At 74.9% G+C, this 21,087-nt stretch carries 17 protein-coding genes; 4 read left to right on the top strand and 13 right to left on the bottom strand.

The window, feature by feature from the left end; all coding sequences use genetic code 11:
• Window positions 1-40: 40 nt before the first annotated feature.
• The 5 genes from ACT7CP_RS03880 to ACT7CP_RS03860 all read right to left on the bottom strand — a co-directional run bounded on the left by ACT7CP_RS03880 (window position 41) and on the right by ACT7CP_RS03860 (window position 7,907).
• Window positions 41-1,282: a glycosyltransferase family 4 protein gene (locus ACT7CP_RS03880; protein WP_445443452.1), complete on the bottom strand. Its 1,242-nt coding sequence runs from the start codon at window positions 1,280-1,282 to the stop codon at window positions 41-43.
• Complete coding sequence (locus tag ACT7CP_RS03875; RefSeq protein ID WP_445443451.1) at window positions 1,279-2,088, bottom strand: CDP-alcohol phosphatidyltransferase family protein; 810 nt, start codon at window positions 2,086-2,088, stop codon at window positions 1,279-1,281. Before ACT7CP_RS03875 ends, ACT7CP_RS03880 begins: the two co-directional genes overlap by 4 nt.
• Window positions 2,085-3,317, bottom strand: coding sequence for a DUF1972 domain-containing protein (locus tag ACT7CP_RS03870; protein ID WP_413962566.1), 1,233 nt, complete (start codon window positions 3,315-3,317; stop codon window positions 2,085-2,087). The genes ACT7CP_RS03875 and ACT7CP_RS03870 overlap by 4 nt, the downstream gene beginning before the upstream one ends.
• Window positions 3,318-3,319: 2 nt before the next feature.
• Complete coding sequence (locus tag ACT7CP_RS03865) at window positions 3,320-4,864, bottom strand: sugar transferase (protein ID WP_445443450.1); 1,545 nt, start codon at window positions 4,862-4,864, stop codon at window positions 3,320-3,322.
• Between the two features lie 403 nt (window positions 4,865-5,267).
• Window positions 5,268-7,907 carry a right-handed parallel beta-helix repeat-containing protein gene (locus tag ACT7CP_RS03860; protein WP_445443449.1) on the bottom strand — a complete coding sequence of 880 codons (2,640 nt, stop codon included), beginning with the start codon at window positions 7,905-7,907 and terminating at the stop codon, window positions 5,268-5,270.
• Between the two features lie 376 nt (window positions 7,908-8,283).
• On the opposite strand from ACT7CP_RS03860, the gene ACT7CP_RS03855 reads away from it, so the two are divergent.
• On the top strand, window positions 8,284-8,772 hold the full coding sequence (locus tag ACT7CP_RS03855) for an FAD synthase family protein (protein WP_445443448.1): 489 nt from the start codon (window positions 8,284-8,286) through the stop codon (window positions 8,770-8,772).
• The gene (locus ACT7CP_RS03850) at window positions 8,769-9,845 is read left to right on the top strand and encodes an acyltransferase family protein (RefSeq protein ID WP_445443447.1); all 1,077 of its coding nucleotides are present in this window, start codon (window positions 8,769-8,771) and stop codon (window positions 9,843-9,845) included. The genes ACT7CP_RS03855 and ACT7CP_RS03850 overlap by 4 nt, the downstream gene beginning before the upstream one ends.
• Here the strand turns inward: ACT7CP_RS03850 and pip are convergent.
• Window positions 9,842-10,816, bottom strand: coding sequence for a prolyl aminopeptidase (gene pip / locus ACT7CP_RS03845; protein WP_445443446.1), 975 nt, complete (start codon window positions 10,814-10,816; stop codon window positions 9,842-9,844). The two genes, ACT7CP_RS03850 and pip, sit on opposite strands and share 4 nt — an antisense overlap.
• Before the next feature lie 89 nt (window positions 10,817-10,905).
• Between pip and ACT7CP_RS03840 the strand changes: the two genes are divergently transcribed.
• On the top strand, window positions 10,906-11,157 hold the full coding sequence (locus ACT7CP_RS03840) for a ribbon-helix-helix domain-containing protein (protein WP_413962561.1): 252 nt from the start codon (window positions 10,906-10,908) through the stop codon (window positions 11,155-11,157).
• Window positions 11,154-11,498, top strand: coding sequence for a type II toxin-antitoxin system PemK/MazF family toxin (locus ACT7CP_RS03835; protein WP_445443445.1), 345 nt, complete (start codon window positions 11,154-11,156; stop codon window positions 11,496-11,498). The genes ACT7CP_RS03840 and ACT7CP_RS03835 overlap by 4 nt, the downstream gene beginning before the upstream one ends.
• A 481-nt stretch (window positions 11,499-11,979) precedes the next feature.
• Here ACT7CP_RS03835 and ACT7CP_RS03830 read toward each other — a convergent pair whose 3' ends face one another.
• The 7 genes from ACT7CP_RS03830 to ACT7CP_RS03800 all read right to left on the bottom strand — a co-directional run bounded on the left by ACT7CP_RS03830 (window position 11,980) and on the right by ACT7CP_RS03800 (window position 21,052).
• Window positions 11,980-14,196 (bottom strand): acyl-CoA dehydrogenase family protein, encoded by a 2,217-nt coding sequence (locus tag ACT7CP_RS03830; RefSeq protein WP_445443444.1) that lies wholly within the window; start codon window positions 14,194-14,196, stop codon window positions 11,980-11,982.
• A 182-nt stretch (window positions 14,197-14,378) separates the two neighbouring features.
• Entirely contained in the window at window positions 14,379-15,884 is a 1,506-nt protein-coding gene (locus ACT7CP_RS03825; protein ID WP_445443443.1) for an aldehyde dehydrogenase (NADP(+)), read from the bottom strand.
• Between the two features lie 25 nt (window positions 15,885-15,909).
• Window positions 15,910-16,911, bottom strand: coding sequence for a proline racemase family protein (locus ACT7CP_RS03820; protein ID WP_445443442.1), 1,002 nt, complete (start codon window positions 16,909-16,911; stop codon window positions 15,910-15,912).
• Window positions 16,912-16,918: 7 nt separating this feature from the next.
• Window positions 16,919-17,836, bottom strand: coding sequence for a dihydrodipicolinate synthase family protein (locus ACT7CP_RS03815; RefSeq protein WP_445443441.1), 918 nt, complete (start codon window positions 17,834-17,836; stop codon window positions 16,919-16,921).
• Window positions 17,833-19,473 carry an FAD/NAD(P)-dependent oxidoreductase gene (locus ACT7CP_RS03810; protein ID WP_445443440.1) on the bottom strand — a complete coding sequence of 547 codons (1,641 nt, stop codon included), beginning with the start codon at window positions 19,471-19,473 and terminating at the stop codon, window positions 17,833-17,835. Before ACT7CP_RS03810 ends, ACT7CP_RS03815 begins: the two co-directional genes overlap by 4 nt.
• On the bottom strand, window positions 19,470-19,811 hold the full coding sequence (locus ACT7CP_RS03805) for a (2Fe-2S)-binding protein (RefSeq protein ID WP_445443439.1): 342 nt from the start codon (window positions 19,809-19,811) through the stop codon (window positions 19,470-19,472). Before ACT7CP_RS03805 ends, ACT7CP_RS03810 begins: the two co-directional genes overlap by 4 nt.
• Window positions 19,808-21,052, bottom strand: a complete 1,245-nt coding sequence (locus ACT7CP_RS03800; protein WP_445443438.1) for an NAD(P)/FAD-dependent oxidoreductase — start codon at window positions 21,050-21,052, stop codon at window positions 19,808-19,810. Before ACT7CP_RS03800 ends, ACT7CP_RS03805 begins: the two co-directional genes overlap by 4 nt.
• Window positions 21,053-21,087 lie beyond the last annotated feature (35 nt).

The raw sequence follows: 21,087 nt of genomic DNA, 5'->3' as shown, positions 1-21,087 counted from the left end.
CTTCGGGTGGGTGGAGCGTGGTGAGGAGGAGTGCCGGTGGTCAGCGGGCGCTGGCCGGTCGGGGGCTGCCGACGCGCCTCGGGGCGCTGAGCATCGTGCCCACCGACCGCGCGATGCGCTGCCGGTAGAGCTCGGGTCCGTGCCGGTGCTCGGCGCGGAAGCGGTCGCGGGCGGCCCGGGCGCGGTACGCGTCCCAGTCCGTCGCGATGTCCTGGAGGGCGTCGGCGAGCGCGGCGGGGTCCGACGGCGGCACCAGGCGCGCCGACTCGTACCCGCCGGCGGCCTCGCGGAGGCCGGAGGTGTCGCTCACCACCACGGGCCGCGCGGCCAGCAGGGCCTCGACGGCCGTGTTGCCGAACGGCTCGTCCACCCGGGAGGGCACGACGCACGCGTCGGCGGCCGCGAGGAACGGGGCCACGTCGGCGTGGAAGCCGTGCATCGTGACGAGGTGCTGGAGGTCGAGCACGCGGATGGTCGTCCGCAGCTGCTCCTCGTACGCCTCGTAGCCGGGGAACACGGCGCCGACGATGTCGAGGGTCGCGGGCACCCCGCGGTCGCGGAGCTCCACCAGCGCCTCGACGGCGACGTCCACGCCCTTGCGGTCGGAGAGGCGGCCGACGTAGAGGATCCGGAGGCCCCCCTCGAGCGCCGCGCGAGCGGGCACGACCTCGACCGGTCCGGGGACACCGTTGTAGACGACCTCGGTGCGGCGCGCGACCCGCGGGAGGGCCTTCCCGAGCACGTCGACGCTGTACCGGCTGTTCGCGACGACGCTCGTGGCGAGCGCGAGCGGCAGGGCGAGCGCCGTGCCGACCGCGCGGGACGCGGACCCCTCGGCCTCGTGCACGTGGCAGAGGACGGGGCGGCCGGTGAGGCGGCCCACGAGGATCCAGAGCGGGATGGTGACGGTGTTCACGTACACGGCGTCCGGGCGCGTGCGGCGCACGAGGCCGAGCCCGGCGGACAGGCCGCGGACCGACTGGCCGACGAGGGCCGCGAAGCCGCGCGGGCGCAGCATCGACTTCCGCAGCACGGGCGTGGGCGCGTGGTGCACGACCGCGCCGACGCCGACGAGCGCGTCGACGAGCGGGCCGTCGGACGGCAGGGTCACGACCGTGCGGGCGCCGGCGGCCACGAGGCCCGCGACGCTCTCGAGCAGCACGCGGTCGGATCCGTAGAGCTCGGCGCTCGGGTGCGCGACGAGGATCGTGCGGCCGCGGAGGTCCGCGCCGTCGTCGTCGGCCTGCACGAGCGCGCGCGCGGTGTCCGCGAACGCGGTCACGCGGTCACCCGCGCGGACTCGACGGCGGAAGCGGCGGCCTCGGCACGGCGCGCGTCGAGCGCGCCCATGTCGCGGAACCACTTGACCGACGCGAGCGCGAGGTGGCCGGCGTTCGCCAGCATCATCAGCGCGTAGACGGCGAGGAAGACGACGGGGGCGCCGAGCAGCGCGAACACGATGCAGAGGAAGCCGTAGTCGGTGGGGATCACGAGGAGCGAGCGCACGAGCGTCGAGCGGCCGGCCTCGGGCGCGGGGGCGCCGGAGACCTGGTGGACGCGCTTCAGCTGGTCGTTGAGGATCATCGCGAAGAAGCTCCCGGCGGCCACGATCGCGTAGACCACGGGCACGAGGAGCCATGCGTCGGAGTCCGTGGCGGGCCAGCGGAACATGGACACGAGCACCGCGAGGTGCAGCGACGAGATCTTGATGCAGTCGACGACGTGGTCGAGCCACTCGCCCGAGAGCGATCCGCCGCCGCGGAGGCGCGCGACCTGTCCGTCGGCCGAGTCGAACGCGTAGCCCACCGCGAGCAGCAGCCATACGGCGATGCCGACCCAGGCGGCCGGCTCCACGAGGGCGATGAGCGCGATGCCCGTGAACGTGAAGGCGGCGCTGATCGCGGTCACCTGGTTCGGGGTCAGCCCGGCGCGGTAGGCCCACGCGGCGAGCAGCCGACCCGCGGGCCGGTTGACGCGGATCGAGTACGCGGGCGCGCCCCGGGCCGCCTTCTTCTGCGCGGACGCCAGGCGGCGCACGACGTCGAGGTACGACTCCGTGCGCGCGTCGGCGGCGTTCGCGGCGCTCATCGGCTCTCCTCGAGGAGGAAGGAGGTGCGGCCGGCGTCGCTGGCGCGGAGCTCGGGCTCCCAGCGGGTGGCCGAGCGGACGCCGCGGCTCATGCCGCGCGTGGAGTAGCCGCGCGTCATGCGGGCGGCGAGCTCCTCGTAGCCGTCGGCGATGGCGTCCCAGTCGTAGGTCTCCTCGGCGCGCTCCTGCAGGCGGCGGCCGATCGCGACGGCCTCGTCGGCCGCGGCCTCCGCGCCCTCGACGAGCGCGGCGACGCCGGCGGCGTCCGACCAGAAGCGGCCGTCCTCGCCGAGCACGTCGCGGTTGAAGACGTTGTCGTTCGCGAGCGTCGCGGTCGCGGCGCCCATGGCGCGCAGCAGCGACGGGTTGGTGCCGCCGACCGAGTGGCCGTGCAGGTAGGTGAGCGCGTGGGCGTAGAGCTGGTCGAGCTGCTCCTGGTCCCACACCCCGCCGAGGCGCTGGATGCGCGGGTCGGCGGACGCGACCTGCTCGATGCGGTCGGTGTACGCGGCGCTGTACGGCGCGGATCCGACGACCACGAGCGGCAGGGTCGCACCGGAGGCCGTGTAGCCGTCGACGATGACGTCGACGTGGTTCTCCGGCTCGAAGCGCGCGACGACGAGGTGGTACTGGCCGGGCTCGAGGCCGAGCTCGGCGAGGCGGTCCGACGCGGGGTCGCGCAGGATGTTGGCGCCGTACGTGAGGAGCTCGGTGGGGATGCCGAACTCGTGGTCGTAGTAGTCGGCGATGCCCTGGGCGTCCGAGATCAGCGCGTCCGCGTTCTTCACGGCCATCTGCTCGGCGATGCGGTAGTACTTCTTGCCCATGCGGCCCCACTTGCCGCGCTTCCACTCGAGGCCGTCGACGTGCACGGCGGTCGCCGCGCCGCGAGAGCGGATGAGGGGGACGAACGGCGCGTTGGCGGCATTGAACACGAAGGCCGCGTCCTGGCGCTTGCCGAAGGCCAGGTGGATCGCGGACAGCGCGGTGTGGCTGAGCGTCTCGATCGACTTGGTCTTGAGCGCGGGCAGGTGCACGAGCGTCATGCCGAGGTGGGTGCGGGGACGCGAGCGGTTCGCGGAGCGGCAGTAGACGGTGACGTCGTGGCCGCGGGCGGCGAGGCGCTGCCCGATCTCCTCGATGGCGGTCTCGAATCCGCCGTACGCGGCGGGGACCCCCCGGGTCCCGACCATGGCGATGCGGAGTCGACGCGGTTCGATAGCAGACATTGTTAGTAGGCCCCCACGGGTCGGGTGAGCACACGGAAGGTGCGCCACATGATCATGACGTCGCCGGTCAGGGACCAGTTCTCGACGTAGTACAGGTCGAGCCGGACGCTCTCGTCCCAGCTCAGGTCGCTCCGGCCGTTCACCTGCCACATGCCGGTGAGGCCCGGCTTGATGAACAGACGGCGGTGCACGTGGCTCTCGTAGCCCTGCACCTCGCGGCGCAGCGGCGGGCGCGGCCCCACGAGGCTCATGTCGCCCACGAGGATGTTCCACAGCTGCGGCAGCTCGTCGAGCGAGTAGCGGCGGAGCACGGCGCCCACGCGGGTGACGCGCGGGTCGTTCCTCATCTTGAACAGCGGGCCGGAGCCCTCGTTCGCCGCCGTGAGCGCCTCGAGCTCCGCCTCGGCGGTGACCCGCATCGAGCGGAACTTGAGCATGTGGAACTCCTGGCCGCTCTTCCCGACGCGCTCCTGGCGGAAGATGGCGCCGCCCGGGCTGTCGAGGCGGACGACGACCGCGACGACGAGCATCACGGGCGAGAGGACCACCAGCGCGAGGCCGGCGACCGCGATGTCGAGGGCCCGCTTCATCACGTGCTTGCCGCCTTCGAACTGCGGGATCTCGACGTGGATGAGCGGGAGGCCCTCGACGGGGCGGAAGTGGATGCGCGGGCCGGCGACGTCGGTGAGCCGCGACGCGAGCACCAGCTCGATCGACGAGCCCTCGAGCTCCCAGCCGAGCGTGCGGACGGCGTTGCTGCCGGCGCGCGGCTGGCTCGCGACGATGACGGCGTCGGCCGCGGTGCGGGCAGCGGCCGCGGCGACGGATCCGAGGTCGGAGACGACGGGGATCGTGCGCCCGCCGACCTCGAGGCCGTCGAGGTGGTCGTCGATCGCGACGCCCACCACCGTGTAGCCGGAGGCGGGGCGCAGCAGGATCTGCGCCGCGACGTCCTCGACGTCGGCGCGGCTGCCCACGACGACGACGCGGGAGAGGTGCGCGCCCTGCATGCGGCGGCGGATGAGCCACCGGCGCCAGCTCCACCGGGCCAGGAGCAGCGCCACGACGCCGAGCGGGAAGGCGAGGACGACGTAGCCGCGGGCGATGTCGACCTTGAGGAGGAGGAAGCCGATGGCGAGCGCCCCGAAGGTGATGGCCGACGCGTTGACGACGCGCTTGTACTCGGCGACGCCGACGCCGACGATGCGGACGTCGCGGGTGCGGAATGCGCCGAGCACGGCGATCCAGACGCCCACGACGATCACCGAGACGACGCCGTAGTCGACCTGCACGGATGCGGCCTCGACCGCCGCGTCCCCCGTGCCGAAGCGCGTGAGCTGGGCGGCGAGGACGGTGGCGATGATGATCGCCCAGTCCGTCGCGATGAGGCGGGTGCGGTAGTCGCGGGCCCAGCGGCGGCCCGACGGGATGGCGGGGACGGCGGGTGCGATGCCGGATCCGATGATCGGGCGGTGCGCGGAGCGGCGCTCCGGGCGCACGCGGCTGCGCTCGCCCCGGGTCGCGGGGCGGTTCCTCGTGGTGCTCATCGCGTGCCGGGCAGCGCGTCGAGCGATCGCGGGGCGTCGTGGGGTCGGGTGGGTGCGGGGAGGCGCGGCCGACGGGTTCGGTCCAGCGCCGATGACGGGTTCATCGGGTGAGTGCCTGCGTTTCGGGTTACAGGTGGGTGATGCGGCGTGCGACGGGGTCCGGGTAGACCTCGTCCGGTTCACGGCTCCGTGGTGGACGCGGCTGGGTGGGCCGGTCCGGGAGTGACCGTCGCGGGTACGACGGGTGAACACCGGGTGGTGACGGTGGCAATGCTAGATGCTGCCCGTGCCCCCTCGCCCCTCCCCCTTCGGGGGGCGGACTGCCCCCCGCCGGTCGTGCGGGGCGCACGCGACGACGGGCCGGCCCCGGAGGGACCGACCCGTCGTGGTGACGCGAGGTGCTCTAGCCGATCGACGCCCCGAGGGGTCGCGCTCCGGTCGACGTGCCCAGGAGGGCGGCGACCGCGGCGGGGACGGCGACGGGGACCGTCGACGCGAGCGCCTGGACCTCCGCGGTCGGCCGGAAGCCCGCTCCGAGGACCTTCCTGCCGGTGACCTCGACGCTGGTGCGGTCCTGGCCGGTCGCCGCCGCGAAGGCCGCGACCGTCTTGTAGACCGCGGGATCCCCGACGCCGCGGGACCAGACGATGGACCAGCGCGGAGCTCCGGCTGCGTCCCTCTGGTAGACGTTCCCCGACGCGCGGATGCCCATCTGCGCCGCGGACCGCTGGTGCGAGTGGTCCTCGACGGCGAGCATGGCGTTGCCGGTCCCGCCCTCGAGCACGTTGTTGGAGACCGTGATGTCGGTCACGATCCAGGTCACGGTCGGGTCCGGCAGCTTCTGCCGCGGGTCGTGACCCGCCGTGGCGAGGTTCGAGGCCCGACGGTCGCCCTGCCCGATGTTGATGTTCCGGGTGTTGCCCGTGATCGTGTTGTTCCAGATGCTGATGTGGCCGCTGTCGCCCACGAGGATGCCGTCGAGCGCGTTGCGCGCCACGATGTTGTCGACCACCTGGATCGTCGCGGAGAGCTCCAGCACCATGCCGTGGCCCGTGCCGTCGATGATGTCGTTGCCCGACGCGACGATGTCGTACACGGACTCGTCGAACCAGAGCGAGTTGCCGCGGTTGCGGACGAAGGCGCTGTCCTTGACGTCCACGTCGCGGCTGCGCGTGATCTTCAGGCCGCCCGCGACGGGCGCGCGGTTGAAGCCCTCCACGTTGTTGTCCGCGACGAGGACCCGCGAGACGCGCAGGCCGTCGGCGTAGTTCGCGTGCATCCCCAGCATGCCGTTGCGGGCGACGGTGAGAGCGGTCGCGCGCACCCCGGTCCCGGTGAGCGAGATGCCCGTGGTGGCGTTGTCGGTGATGACGACGTTCTCGATCGTGATGTTCCGACCGGACACCGTGACGGCGCCCATGTCCGGCACCGACGGCGCGTACCGGCGGATGCCGATGCCCCGGACCGTGCTCCCGTCGCCGCGGACGCTGAGCGCCTTCACGAGGTCGCTGGAGCGCACGGGCTGGCTGCCCGGGTCGGCGCCGAGGTAGAGGCGGTCGGCCGCGGTGTCCACGAAGAACGTGCCGGCGACGAGCTGCGCCCGCGAGCCGACCTGCTTCTGGGCGACCGTGCCGACCCAGACCTGGTCCGGGTGCGCGGCCATGGGGTACGCGGGGTTCACGAAGGCCCATCCCACGGCGGTGTTGTCGGGCTTGCCGCGCGTGTAGGTGGGGCTGGTGTCGAAGGTCAGGTCCCAGCCGGTCGCGTAGCGGGTGGATCCGGAGGCGACCCAGGAGGACACCTGGCGGCTGCCGTCGAGCCAGACCTTCTCGCCCGGGTGGGACTGGAGCGTGATGGCCTTGCCCGCGGGCATGATCACGGACTCGTGGTACGTCCCGGCGCGCACGACGACCGTGCGTCCCGCGGGCGCCGCGTCGACGGCCTTCTGGATGGTGGCGTACGGCGCGGACCTCGACCCGGATCCGGCGTTCGAGCCGTTGGGGGCGACGAACACCGCGTCCGCGGGGACGGCGTAGCCCGTGGAGCCGACGGGGGCCGAGCCCGAGCCGGGGCGGGCGTCGCCGGAGGAGACGCCCTGCTCGGAGTCGGACGAGCCCGCGCCCGGCACGGGGGCAGGAGCCGGCGCGGGGGCCGGCGCGGGGGCCGGCGCGGGGGCCGGCGCGGGAGCCGGCGCGGGGGCCGGCGCGGGAGCGGGCGCAGGCACCGCCGCTGCCGTCAACGGACGGACCGCGACGTCGTCGAAGGCCACGGACTGCGGACCGGAGGACTTGGAGAGGTACGACCACAGCCGCGTTCCCGTGCCGGAGGAGAGGCGCTGCGCGCTGGTGTCGACGGCCGCCGCCTGCCACGCGGGGACGGCCTGGCCGTCCATCCACGCGCGCGCGTCGAGGGCGACCGCGCTCGAGCCGGAGACGCGGGACTGGATGTTCACGACGCGACCCGGGACGATCCCCCGGGCGATGACCGTGTCACCGACCACGGCGGTCTGGCTCGCCGTCGACCCGTTGACGCGGACGACCGAGAGGCGGGCGTCACCCGCGCTGTCGACCCGCACGCTCGACTGGTAATAGGACGTCGCGGTCACGCGCTGCTGGATGCCGGCGTAGATGCCGTTGCCCTGCGCGGGCACCCGCGGGATCATGACGCGGACCGTGGTCTCGCTGTCGAGGGGCGCCTTCACGGGCACGCCGGCCGAGGCCGCGGTGCCGGAGCGGGCGAGGTCGATGACCCCCTGCGCGCCGTTCGCGCGGAACGCCGAGACCCCGTCGTACGCGTAGGCCGCCGCGCCGGATGCGGTGCCCCAGCCCCCGGTCGCGGTGCGGGTGAAGGAGTCGGAGAAGACGGGGGTCCCTGCGGTCATGTCCTGCCCGGGCGCCGCGTGCGCGGCCTCCGGGGCGACGAGGACGGCCGGGACGGCGAGCCCGACGACGACCGCGAGCGCGATCAGGTGCCGGGCGGGCGAGGGGCGGGCGGGTGCGAGGTGCGTCGGGATTCGGCGGGAGACGGGCGTTGCGTGGCGCATGCGGGCGGGTCCTTGCTCGGATCGGTCCGTCAGACAGGCTGATGAAAACCCACCAGACAGGCGGGGTTCGATGAATGTAACCCAGAATCGTCCTGCGGTGTCCCCCGAAAGGAGGTCATGGAACCGGTAGCGGGACCAGTACCCCGGGATTCGGGGCGCTGCCCCCCGTTCGGGTATCCTCCTTCCGCCATCGGGCAGGAGGGCCGTAGGATCACCGGGAGTCCACCGCTCCCCGTCGCCCCCACCCAGGGCGGCCGACGTACCCGCGTCGCGTGAGCAGGTGGATCTCCGCCCGGCGTACCCGCACCGGGCTGCACCCGATCCCGCATCCGGCGTACCCGCGCCCGGACGCGGACTACACGAGACACGACGAGCCATGACCCGAATCGGCTACGCCGCTGGAGCATTCGACCTGTTCCACGTCGGCCACCTCAACATCCTCAAGCACGCCAAGAGCCAGTGCGACTTCCTCATCGCGGGGGTCGTCTCGGACGAGATGCTCGAGCGCAACAAGGGCATCACGCCCGTGGTGCCGCTCGCCGAGCGCCTCGAGATCGTGAGCCACATCAGCTACGTCGACGAGGCCCGCGCGGAGACGCTGCCGGACAAGCTCGACACCTGGCGCGACGTGCGCTTCGACGTCTTCTTCAAGGGCGACGACTGGCGCGGCACCCCGAAGGGCGAGCGCCTCGAGGCCGAGTTCGCCGCGGTCGGCGTGGAGGTCGTGTACTTCCCGTACACGATGCACACCTCGAGCACGCGGCTGCGTCGCGCGCTCGACGTCCTCAGCGGAGTGGGCGCGACCGCGGCGAGCCCGCTGGCGACGCTGCCGCAGCCCGTCCTCGCGCACCAGGGCCTGCAGTGACCGCGTCGACCCCTCGAGCCGCCGAGCGGCACGAGTGGGTCGACGCGGCCAAGGGCGCGGCGATCGTCCTCGTCGTCCTGTACCACGCCATCGTCTTCGCCGACGAGGCGGGCATCCCGTCGCGGTGGTCGACGATCGCCGCGACCCTCAGCACCTTCCGGATGCCCCTGTTCTTCTTCGCCGCCGGGCTGTTCGCGGCGAAGGCCCTGAGCTGGTCCCTCCCCGTCCTCCTCCGGCGCCGGCTCCTCCGCCTGCTGTGGATCTACGTCCTCTGGTCCGCGCTGTGGCTGGCCGTGGCCGCGCTCGTGCCCGCCGCCGACCTGGGGACGGGCGGCTCCGCGCTGCTCGACCTCGTCCTCCTGCCCGTGCGTCCGAACGCCAACACGTGGTTCGTGTACGCGCTCGCGGTCTACTTCGCCGTGGCCTGGCTGATCCGCCGACTGCCCGTCTGGGCGCAGCTCGCTCCGGCCGTGGTCCTCACGGTCCTGCTGCAGACCAACGCGCTCCGCTCGGGTGACGTCACCGTCGACAAGGTGGGCATGTACCTGACCTTCTTCCTGCTCGCCGTGCACCTCGGCGTCCGGGTGCTGGCCGTCGCCCCCCGGGTGCGCGCCGGGCACGCCGTCGCGCTCGCGCTCGCGTACGTCGTGCTGACCGGGATCGCCTCGGTGGCGTCGCTGTACTACGTCCCGGGGGTCCAGTTGCTCCTCAGCGTGGTCGCCGTGGCCGCCGGCACGGCCGTCGCCGTCGTGCTCGCCCGCGCCCGGTGGGCGCACGGGCTCGTGGCGCTCGGCTCCCGGACGCTGCCCGTCTACCTGCTCCACTTCGCCCCGGTGCTCGTGCTCACCGCGCTCGCGGCGCCGATCGCGGAGCAGCTCGCGCCCGTAGCCCTGGCCGTCCCCCCGGTGCTCACGGTGGTCGCGATCGCCGTCTCGCTCCTCGTCCACCGCGTCACGCGCGGCATCCCCGGGCTCTACGGCCTCCCCCGTCGGCTCGAACGGTGGACGCAGGACGCGCCGGTCGCGGACGCGGGTCGCAGACGCCGGCCGGTGGCGGGCGCGACCGCTCCCTAGCCCCTCGCGTCCAGCCGGTCCGCCGCGCGCTCCGTCGCCTCGAGCAGCGCGTCGAGGATGCCGGGCTCGTCGAACGCGTGCCCGGCGTCCGGCACCATCGTGAAGCGCGCCTCGGGCAGCGCCCGGTGCAGGTCCCACGCGGTCGCGGGCGGCGTGCACATGTCGTAGCGGCCCTGCACGATCTCCGTCGGGATCCCGCGGAGCAGGTGCGCGTCGCGGATCAGCTGGCCGTCCTCCATCCACCCGCCGTGCACGAAGTAGTGGTTCTCGATGCGCGCGAACGCGAGCGCGTAGGTCGGCTCGGCGAAGCGCGCCACCAGCTCGGGCCGCGGCAGCAGCGTGATCCCCGACGCCTCCCAGGTGGACCACGCGACCGCGGCCGGGCCGTGCACCGCCGGGTCGGGATCCGCGAGCAGCGCCGCGTAGGCCGCGATGATCCCGCCCCGGGCGACCCCGGGGACGGGCGCGGTGAACGCCTCCCAGCCGTCGGGGTACACCATGCCGGCGGGCCCCTCGTAGAACCAGTCGAGCTCGGACGCCCGCAGCGTGAAGATCCCGCGGAGGAGGAGGCCGGTCACCCGGCTCGGGTGCGTCTCGGCGTAGGCGAGCGCGAGGGTCGAGCCCCAGGAACCGCCGAAGACGAGCCACCGCTCGACGCCGAGGTGCTCCCGCAGGCGCTCGAGGTCGGCGACGAGGTGCCAGGTCGTGTTGACCGAGAGGTCCGCGTCGGGCGACGAGACGTGGGGCGTGCTCCGCCCGCAGCCGCGCTGGTCGACGAGCACGATGCGGTACCGGGCGGGATCGAAGAGGCGGCGGTGGGTCGGGCTCGTGCCGCCCCCGGGGCCGCCGTGCAGGAAGACGACGGGGATGCCGTCGGGGTTCCCCGACACCTCCCAGTAGAGGAGCTGGCCGTCCCCCACGTCGAGCATGCCGGTGTCGTGCGGGTCGATCTCGGGGAACAGGGTGCGCATGGATCGAGCCTAGGCGCGGGGCACCATGGCCTCTGCTTCGCGCCGAGGGAGGCCGGGCCCTCCTTGGTATGACCCGTCATACTCCCACCATGAAGACCGCGATCTCCGTCCCCGACGCCGACTTCGATAGGTTCGATCGGATCGCCAAGCAGCACGGCATGACCCGGAGCGAGTTCTACCGCACCGCCGGTCGGATGCTCGCCGACGAGCTGGAGGGGGCGGGCGAGGCGGAGCTGACGCGGCTCGCGGACGCGGCCATCGCCGAGGTCGGGCAGCCGATCGCGGACACCGACTTCCTCCGCGAGTCGGAGCGGATCGCGCGGACCGGCAGCGGCTGGTGATCGCGCGCGGCGACGTGGTGCGGGTCGACTTCGGGAGTCCCCGTGGCTCGGAGCCCGCCGAGGTCCGTCCCTCGGTGGTCATGCAGGCCGATTGGCTCAACGCCAGCGACATCGCCACCGTCATCATGGTCCCGCTCACCTCGAACCTGCGGCTGCAGGTCTTCCCCGGCAACGTCCTCGTCCCCGCGACCGCGACGGGCCTGGATCGGGACTTCGTCGCGATCGTCAGCCAGGTGGGACCCGTGAGCCGCGAGTTCGTCGAGCCCCATCCGGTCGGCACGCTGCCTGCGTACATCATCAGCGCCATCACCGCGGGAGTCCGCCTGACCCTCGCGGTGTGAGTCCGGGCGGAGGCGCGTGCAGGATCACCTCGCGGCCGGTCCCCTGGCTCACCCGCTGCCCGCTCACGTCCGCCGCGCACCGCGCGCGGACCGTCGATGCCATGCGCGGCATCCCCACGACGGACGCCCCCGGACCGAGAGGACATGGTCGCCGGGCTCGACACCCGACTGGCGCAGGACGCCACCTTCACGGATGCCGTCGCCACGGCGACGGCCGCGAAGGTGAGTGCATGACCCCGCGCATTCCGTGAGAGACCCGGGCCGCCTCCCGCGTGGTGGCCCGGGTCTCTTTCGCGGAATTCCGGAGGCTGGCTCCCCGCGGCTCCGCTTCCGCCCAGTCAGGACTCCGTCGACGCATTCGACGGCATCCGCTGCGCCGCGAACGCCGAGCACGCCCGCATTCACGCGCGGGAGGACGGCGAGACCGCCCGGACGCCGCGCGCCGACGCGGCGGAGACAGGCCCCGGCGTCCCGGCCGCCCCTACCGCCCCTTCTTCTCGGCCTTCTCCATCCGCGGCGCCGAGCCGTCCGCGAGGGCCGCGTCCCGGTAGGCGCGCGCCTCGTCCTGGCGCTCCCGCTCCTCGCCCGACGCGACGGCCGCCCGGACGTGCGCGGGCGTGTACCCGAAGGAGTCCACGAGGTCCTGCGCGTGCGGGCGGAGGCGCGCGACGAGCCGGTCGATGTAGGCCGTCACGGCCCGGGCCCGCGGCGCGCTGATGCGCCCGTGGATCAGGTACCAGGCGAGGTCCTCCTCGATGAGGCGCAGGCCGAAGAGGTCGCGGGTCCAGGTGAGGATGCGGCGGGTGCCGTCGTCCATCGCCCGGCCCGACGCCGACGCGGGGTCGAGCGCCTCCGTGAACGCCTCCCACTGCAGCAGCTGCGCGTGCGCGCGGGCCGCCTCGATGAGCGCGTCCTGGTGCCGGTTGAAGAGGGCCGCCGCCTCCGCGGGCGGCATCTTGCGGGCGCCGCGGAGGGCGGTCGCGATCTCGGCGACCATCGTCTCCACGCGGCCCGTCAGCAGGGCGCGCTGCGTGTCGGGCTCGCGGAGCTGGCCCACGGAGCGGGCGGTGGATCCGCGGTCGGCGAGCGCCTGCCCGAGCGTCCGGAGGCCGGTGGAGCGCAGCGTGCGGTCGGCGGCCTGCTCCACGGCGTAGCGCGCCAGGACGCCGAAGTCGGCCTTCGCGAACCGGCGGTTGACGTCGGTCAGGAGCCGCTTGGCGACGAGCTGGAGGAGCACGGTGTTGTCGCCCTCGAAGGTCGCGTAGACGTCGAGGTCGGCGCGGAGCCCCACGAGCCGGTTCTCCGCGAGGAAGCCCTGGCCGCCGCACGCCTCGCGCGCCTCCTGGATCGTGTCGAGGGCGTGCCACGTGCTGAGCGGCTTGAGCGCGGCCGCGAGGGTCTCGAGGTCCTGCCGGGCCTCGTCGGTGTCGGTCGCGCCGGAGAACACCGAGTCGAACTGCCCGAGGAGCTGCTCGTGCGCGAAGGAGGCCGCGTAGGTCGTCGCGATGCGCGGGATCAGGCGGCGCTGGTGGCGCTGGTAGTCGAGCAGCACCTCCTCGTCGGTGCCGCCGGCGACGAACTGGCGGCGCTGGTTGCCGTAGGTCACGGCGATCTGCAGGGCGATCTTCGCGGCCGCGGTCGCGGCGCCGTCGAGCGAGACGCGGCCCTGCACGAGCGTGCCGAGCATGGTGAAGAAGCGGCGGCCGGGGCTCCCGATGTCGGAGGAGTAGGTGCCGTCCTCGGCCACGTCGCCGTAGCGGTTGAGGAGGTTCGCACGCGGCACGCGCACGTGGTCGAAGTGCAGCCGGCCGTTGTCGATCCCGTTGAGGCCGCCCTTCAGGCCGTCGTCCTCGCCGCCGATGCCGGGCAGGAACGCGCCGTGCTCGTCGCGCAGGGGAACGAAGAAGCAGTGCACGCCGTGGTTCACGCCCTGCGTGATGAGCTGCGCGAACACGGTGGCGGCCCGCCCGTCGACCGCGGCGTTGCCGAGGTAGTCCTTCCACGCGGCGCGGAACGGGGTGTGCAGGACGAAGTCGCCCGTCGCGGGGTCGTAGGTCGCGGTGGTGCCGATGCTCGCGACGTCGGAGCCGTGGCCCGTCTCCGTCATGGCGAAGGCGCCGGGCGTCTCGAGCGTCATGATCCCGGGCAGGAGGTCGCGGTGGTGGCGCTCGGTGCCGAGGTGCATCACGGCGGAGCCGAACAGGCCCCACTGCACGCCGGCCTTGATCTGGAGCGACGGATCCGCCGCCACGAGCTCCTCGAAGCCCGCGATGTTGCCGCCGTGGTCGTCGAGCCCGCCGACGCTCGCGGGGAACGCGCGGTGCACGCCGCCGTGCTCGACGAGGACCCGGAGCTGCTCGGTGACGCGCGCCCGGTGCTGGTGCATGTCGAGGCCCTCGACGCGGTGCAGCTCGGGGCGGCTCGTGAGCTCGCGGGCGGAGACGCGGACGTCCGCCCAGCGACCGAGGAGGATCCGGCCGAGCGCCTCGACGTCGACGCGCGGGCCCGCCCCCGCGTCCGCGCGTCCGTCGGTGCGGTCGAGGTCGCGGGCGACCTCCGCGTCCACGTCGCTCGCGACGGGCACGTCCGCCTCGCGGAGCGCGCCCTCGTCGGGGGCGCCGGCGGGCTCCGGGACCGCGGCGGGGCCTCGTCCCCTCGTGCCGCGGGTGGTGCGTCCTCGTGCCGCCGTGTCGACCATGGATCCTCCGTGCCGTCGCCTGGGCCGGCGTCCCTGCCGGCACCGGCCACGCTATGCACGGATCCTCCACCCGCCGAATAACACGTCGCGGGCCTCCAACGCGCTCCCGCGGAGCGCCGCCGGGGGTTGTGGGAACCCTCAGCGCGGGCGGCCGGGCGGCGGGGCGCTGGGCGGCCGGTCGGCTACGCGCGGGCGCCGCGCGCGCTCACCCGCTGCGGGATGCCCCACGGGTTGGCGGTGCGGAGCGGCTCGGGGAGGAGCGCGTCGGGCACGCCCTGGAACGCGACGCCGCGGAGCAGCCGGTCGAGCGACGCCGTTCCCACGCTCGTGCCGCGGTCGAGCGTGGTGGCGGGCCAGGGCCCGCCGTGCTGCTGCGCGTCCGTGACGGAGACGCCCGTGGGCCAGGCGTCCACGAGCACGCGGCCGGCGCGGGCGGCGAGCACGCGGATCAGCTCGGCCGTCGCCGGCTCCCCCGCGTCGCCCTCCTCGGATCCCAGGTGGACGCTCGCGGTCAGCTCGCCCGCGAAGGTGCGGGACGCGAGCGCGGCGAGGTCCGTGCCCGCCGGGTACTCGACGAGGAGCGCGAACGGGCCGAACACCTCGTGCCGCAGCGCCTCGCCCGCGGCCTCGAACGCGTCGAGGGGCACGGCGGCGATGGTGGGGGTCACGGATCCGTCGTCGCCCGCGGGCGCGCGGCCCTCGGCGACCAGGCGCACGCCGTCGACCGCGATCGCGGCGGCCCGGCCGCCGGCGTACCCCTCCGCGATGCGCGCGTTGAGCATCCCGTGCGGCGCGACCTGCCCGGCCTCCTCCGCGAGGACGGCGTCGAGCCCGTGCCCCGCCGGGACGAGCACGATGCCGGGCGCGGTGCAGAGCTGCCCGGCGGATCCCGCGGCGCTCGCCACGAGGGCCCGCGCGATGTCGTCGCCGCGCTCGGCGGCGGCGCGCTCGGTGATCACGACCGGGTTGACGCTGCCGAGCTCGCCGAAGAACGGGATGGGGTCGGGGCGCGCGGCGGCGACGTCGGCGAGGAAGCGGCCGGCGCGGAGGGATCCGGTGAAGGTGGCGGCGCGGATCCGGGGGTCGCGAAGCATCGCGAGCCCGGCCTCCTCGCCCTCGACGAGCTGCAGCGCGCCCGCGGGGAGCCCGGCCGCGACGAGCGCGGCGGACGCGGCGGCGGCGACCCGGCGCGACAGCTCCGGGTGCCCCGGGTGCGCCTTGACGACCACCGGGCAGCCGACCGCGAGGGCGGACGCCGTGTCGCCGCCCGCGACGGAGAACGCGAACGGGAAGTTCGACGCCGCGAAGTTGAGCACGGGGCCGACCGGCACGAGGTACCGGCGGAGGTCCGGGCGCGGGGCGGGCGCGGCGTCGGGGTCGGCGTGGTCGATGCGCGCGTCGAGGTAGCGGCCGTCGCGCACGGCGGCCGCGATGATCCGCAGCTGCACGGTCGTGCGGGTCAGCTCCCCGGCGAGGCGGCCGGGCGCGAGCGCCGTCTCCCGCTCGGCGACGGGCAGCAGCTCGGGCCGGATCGCCTCGAGCGCGTCGGCGACGGCCTCCAGCGCCCGGGCGCGCGCGGCCGGGGCGAGGGCGGCGAGCGGGGCGGCGGCCTCCGCGGCGCGCGCGGCGATCGCCTCCACGGTCCGGGCGACGGTCGGGCCGGTCGGGTCGGTCTCGTGCGGGGTCATGTCTCTCCTCAGGATGCGCGCCGGCCTAGAACCGGAAGCCGCTCGGGAACGGGTCGGTGGGGTCGAGCAGGTACTGGCCCATGCCCGTGATCCAGGCGCGGCCCGTGATGGCGGGCACGATGGCGGGCCGGCCGGCGACGGTCGTCTCCCGGACGATCCTCCCCGAGAAGCGGCTGCCGATGAAGGACTCGTTGACGAACTCGTCCCCCACCCCCAGCTCGCCGCGCGCCCACAGCTCGGCCATGCGCGCGGACGTGCCGGTGCCGCAGGGCGACCGGTCGAACCAGCCGGGGTGGATCGCCATGGCGTGCCGGGACAGCCGGGCGTCCGATCCGGGGGCCAGGAACTCCACGTGGTGGCAGTGGTCGACGCCCGCGATCTCCGGGTGCGAGGGCGGCGCCTGATCGTTGACGGCCGCCATGATCGCGAGCCCGGCCGCGAGGATCTCCTGCTGCCGCTCCCGGTCGAAGGGCAGCCCCACGTCGTCCAGCTCGACGACCGCGTAGAAGTTGCCGCCGAACGCGAGGCTGTACGGCACGGTGCCGTAGCCCGGCACCTCGATCTCCGCGTCGAGCCGCTCCACGTAGGAGGGCACGTTCTCGATCGTCACCGACGCGGCGCGGCCGTCCTCCACGTCGACCCGCGCGATCACGAGCCCGGCGGGGGTGTCCAGCCGGATGGTCGTGACCGGCTCCTGCACCTCCACGAGCCCGGTCTCGACCAGCACCGTCGCGACGCCGATGGTGCCGTGGCCGCACATGGGCAGGCAGCCGGACACCTCGATGTAGAGGACGCCCCAGTCGCAGTCGTCGCGCGTGGGCGGCTGCAGGATCGCGCCGCTCATCGCGGCGTGCCCGCGCGGCTCCGTCATGAGGAGGAGCCGCAGGTGGTCGAGGTGCTCGATGAGGTGCAGGCGCCGCTCGTTCATGGTGGCGCCGGGGATCACGCCGAAGCCGCTCGTGATGACGCGGGTCGGCATGCCCTCGGTGTGCGAGTCGACGGCGTGGAAGACGCGGGAGGACCTCATCCGTCGATCATCGCCCGGCGAGGTGGTCGAGCGCGCGGCGGGTGTCGCGAGTGACCTGCTCGGCGACCGCGGCGGGCAGCGGGGCGCGCGGCGGACGCGTCGGGCCGCCCGTGCTCTCGCCGGCCACGTCGATCGAGAGCTTGATGGCCTGCACGAACTCGGTGCGCGAGTCCCAGCGGAAGACGGGGACGAGGTGACGGTACAGGTCCTTCGCCTCCTCGATGCGGCCGGCGGTCGCGAGCCCGTACAGCTCGACGGCCTCGCGCGGGAAGGCGTTCGGGTAGCCGGCGAACCAGCCGACCGCGCCCATCACGAGCGACTCGAGCAGCAGGTCGTCGGCGCCCGCGATGACGTCGAGGCCGGTGAGGTCCTGGATCTCCGTGACGCGGCGGACGTCGCCCGAGAACTCCTTGACGGCCACGACGTTCTCGAGCGCGTCGAGGCGCTGCAGGAGCTGCGGGGTCAGGTCGACCTTGGTGTCGAAGGGGTTGTTGTAGGCCATGATCGGCAGGCCCACCTCGTCGACGCGCGCGTAGTGCTCGACGACCTCGTCGTCGCTCGCCCGGTAGAGCGTCGGCGGCAGGAGGAGCACGCCGTCGGCGCCGTCCTCGGCCGCGATCTCCGCCCACTTCCGCGCCTGGTGCCAGCCGACGCCGTGCACGCCGGCCACGACGATCCCGCGCCCGCCGACCGCCTCGACCGCGACCTGCACGACCCTCCGGCGCTCGTCGTCGGTGAGCGAGGAGTACTCGCCGAGCGAGCCGTTGGGGCCGACGCCGCGGCAGCCGTTCGAGATGAGCCAGTCGCAGTGCGCGGCGTAGGCGTCGTAGTCGACGGCGAGGCCCGCGGGCGCGGACGCGTCCTCGCGGAACGGCAGCGTGGTGGCGACGACGACGCCTCCGAGGTCAAGGGCGGGTGCGGTCATGGCATGTCCTTCCGGTCGGTGGTGCGGGGCGGTGCGGGGGTGGTCGGGGGCGCGGGATGCGCTGTCGCCGCAGGATCCCGCGGGGCGTCGTCGACGCCGGGCGCGGCCGCCGCGAGGGACGGGGGTCCGGCGTCGCGGCGGTCGTACGCGGCGGCGAGCTCGCCCAGGCGCACGGGCGAGGCGATGGGGCGGCGGTCGGAGCCGGGGGCGGGGGGCGACGCGGGGGCGGATCCGGCGGCCGCGGATCCGGCGGTCGCGGATCCGGCGGTCGCGGATCCGCACGCTGGCCCCTCCCCCGCGAGCAGCTCCTCGACGGTCCGCCCGCACACGCGTCCCTGGCAGATGCCGAGGCCGGCGCGCGTGGCGAGCTTCATGGAGCGGAGGTCGGTGGAGGAGGCGGCGCGGGCGGTCGCGCGGATCCGGCCGACGGGCACCTCCTCGCAGCGGCAGGCGAGCGTGTCGTCCCGGAGCCAGCCGGTCCAGCCGGGGCGGATCCCGTGCGCGGCCTCGATGCGGCGGGCCACGTCGTGCGCGACCGCGCGGCGGCGGACCGCGGGGGCGCAGGCCGCGTCGGACGGGGATCCGCCCGCGGCGCAGTGCCCGGCCACCTCGCCCTCCGCGAGCGCCTGGTCCACTCCCCCGATGCCCGTGATCTCGCCCGCGGCGAAGACCCCGCGGGGCCCGGCGCCCTGCGCGGCGTCGACCTCGACGAACCGGTCGGACCCTATGCGGCAGCCCGCCGCGATCGGCAGCTCGAGCCGGGGCGTGAAGCCGTGGCCGACGGCGACCGCGTCGACGGCGACCCGCCGCTCGGTGCCCGGGATCGGCGCCCACGACGCGTCGAGGCGCTGCACCGTGACGGCCTCGACCCGGTCGACGCCGTGTGCCTGGACGACCGCGCTGCCGGTGGAGTACCCGATCCGCTCGCGCGCCAGCACGGACACGTAGCCGGCGAGCTCGGCGGCCTTGTGCGGCGCGCGGGCGAGGCCGAGCGGATCCCGCAGCCAGCCGCGGGCGAGGCCCGGCACGCGCGCGGCCTCGTGGATCCCGACGACGCGCGCCCCCGCCTGCACGAGCGAGACGGCGACGGGGAGGAGGAAGGGGCCGGCGCCCGCGACGATCACGCGGTCGCCTACGCGCACGCGCTCGCCCTTCGCGAGGGCCTGCGCGGCGCCCGCCGTGAAGACGCCCGGCAGGTCCCAGCCGGGGAACGGCAGCGTGCGGTCGTGGGCGCCGGTCGCGAGCACGAGCGCGTCCGGGTGGAGGGTCCGGGGCGCGCGACGGGATCCGTCGAACGGGCCGACGAGCGCGTGCACGACGGCGGCCGGGCCGTCGGCCGCGCCGTCCGCGAGCCGCTCGATGGCCCACACCTGCGCGCCGGTCACGATCTCGCAGCCGCCGTCGGCGGCGAGCCGCGCCCGGAGCGCGGTGAACGCGTCCCAGCCGTGGTGCAGGATCCGCTCGCGCGCGGCCGGCCGCGACGCCGGCAGGTGCCGCCAGTACTGGCCGCCCAGCTCGTCGGACGCGTCGAGCAGCGTGACGCGGGCGCCCCGGCCGCGCGCGGCGACCGCGGCGGCGAGCCCCGCGGGACCCGCGCCGATCACGACGACGTGGCGCCGGTCGTCCGCGGCGCTCACGGGGCCTCCCCCGCGCGCTCGCCATCCGGCACGGTGGCGCCGGGCCCGGTCTCGACGACGTCGCCCTCGACGGCCCGGCGCCGGCAGGCGCGGACGTCCGACAGCCCGTTGACCGTGACGGTGCAGTCGAAGCAGACGCCGATCCCGCAGAAGACGCCGCGCGGCCGCCCGGCGCTCGCGGTGGTCCGCCAGGCGAGCGTGCCGGAGGCGAGCAGCGCGCCCGCGATGGTCTGGCCGCGGACGCCCTCGACCGGATCCCCGTCCACCGTGAAGCGCACGGCCTCCGCGGGCCCGGGCCGCGCGGGGTCGCGCGCGGGGTCCACGCGCCGGGGCGTCATGCGCGCACCCGGGCAGCAGCGTCGGCGTCGGCGGCGGCGAGCGGAGGAGCCGGGGCGCCCGCGCCGTGCGGCATCGCGAGCCCGAGGGAGGCGCGCGCGACCGAGAAGGGCTGCACGTCGAGCGCGGGCGCGGATCCGGTCATCAGCGCGGCGATGAGGTCCGCGGTCGCGACGGACAGCCCGATGCCGGCGCCCTCGTGCCCGCTCGCGTGCCAGAGGCCCGGCAGCCGCGGATCCGGCCCGACGACGGGCAGGTGGTCGGGCAGGTAGGGGCGGAAGCCGCCGTAGGACCGCATGGCGCTCGCCTCGGCGAGGAAGGGGAAGAGCCGCACGGCCTTCGCGGCGAGCTCCTCGAGCACGGCCACGCGCAGCGACGCGTCGAAGCCCACGCGCTCGCGGCTGGATCCGATGAGCACGGTCCCCGAGGGAGTCGACTCCACGACGCCCGAGGTCTGCAGCGCCCCGTCGGCGGATCCGACCGCGCCCACGTAGTCGCCGTCGTAGACCTTGTGCAGGATGCGGTGCGGCATGCGCGTCGTGACGAGCACGACCCCCCGCCGCGGCAGCACGGGCAGCTCGACGCCGAGGGCGCGCGCCACCTCACCCGACCAGGGGCCGGCGGCGACGAGCACGTCGTCGGCCGCGATGTCGCCCACGGTCGTCCGCACGCCGCGGAGGGCGCCGTCGGGTCCGAGGATCGGGCCGGTGACCGCGACGCCCGTGCGCACGACGGCCCCGGCACGGCGGGCGGACGCGGCGAGCGCCTCCGTCGCGATGGCGGGCTGCACCTGGGCGTCCTCGGGGTAGTGCACGGCGGCGGTGATCGCGGGGTTCAGCCACGGCTCGAGCTCGAGCGCGCGGCGGACGTCGACGGGGACCGCCTGGACGCCCGCGGTGCGCTGCGCGGCGGCGAAGGCGAGGAGCGGATCCGCGCCCGCGTCGGTGGTCGTGACGACGAGCCCGCCCTTGGGCTCGTACTCGATGGAGGGGAGCGCGTCGCCCAGCTCGTCCGCGAGCTCGGCGGCCACCTCGGGCCAGCGGCGCGCGGCCAGCTGCGCGAGCTCCAACTCGGCGCCCGGTCCCTTGTCGGACACGAGGATGTTGCCCTCGCCCTGCGCGCTCGTGCCGGACGCGACCGCGGCCCGCTCGACGACCGTGACGCGGATCCCCGCGCGGGCGAGCGACCGGGCGCACGCCGCGCCCACGATGCCCCCGCCGACGACGACCACGTGACGCGTCATGCTGTCCTGCTCTCACGGGTCGGTGCGCCTCGGGA

Source organism: Clavibacter rahimiani, assembly GCF_052654495.1.
The sequence above is the reverse complement of the archived record's forward strand: the minus strand, read 5'-3'. Positions and strand labels throughout refer to the sequence as shown.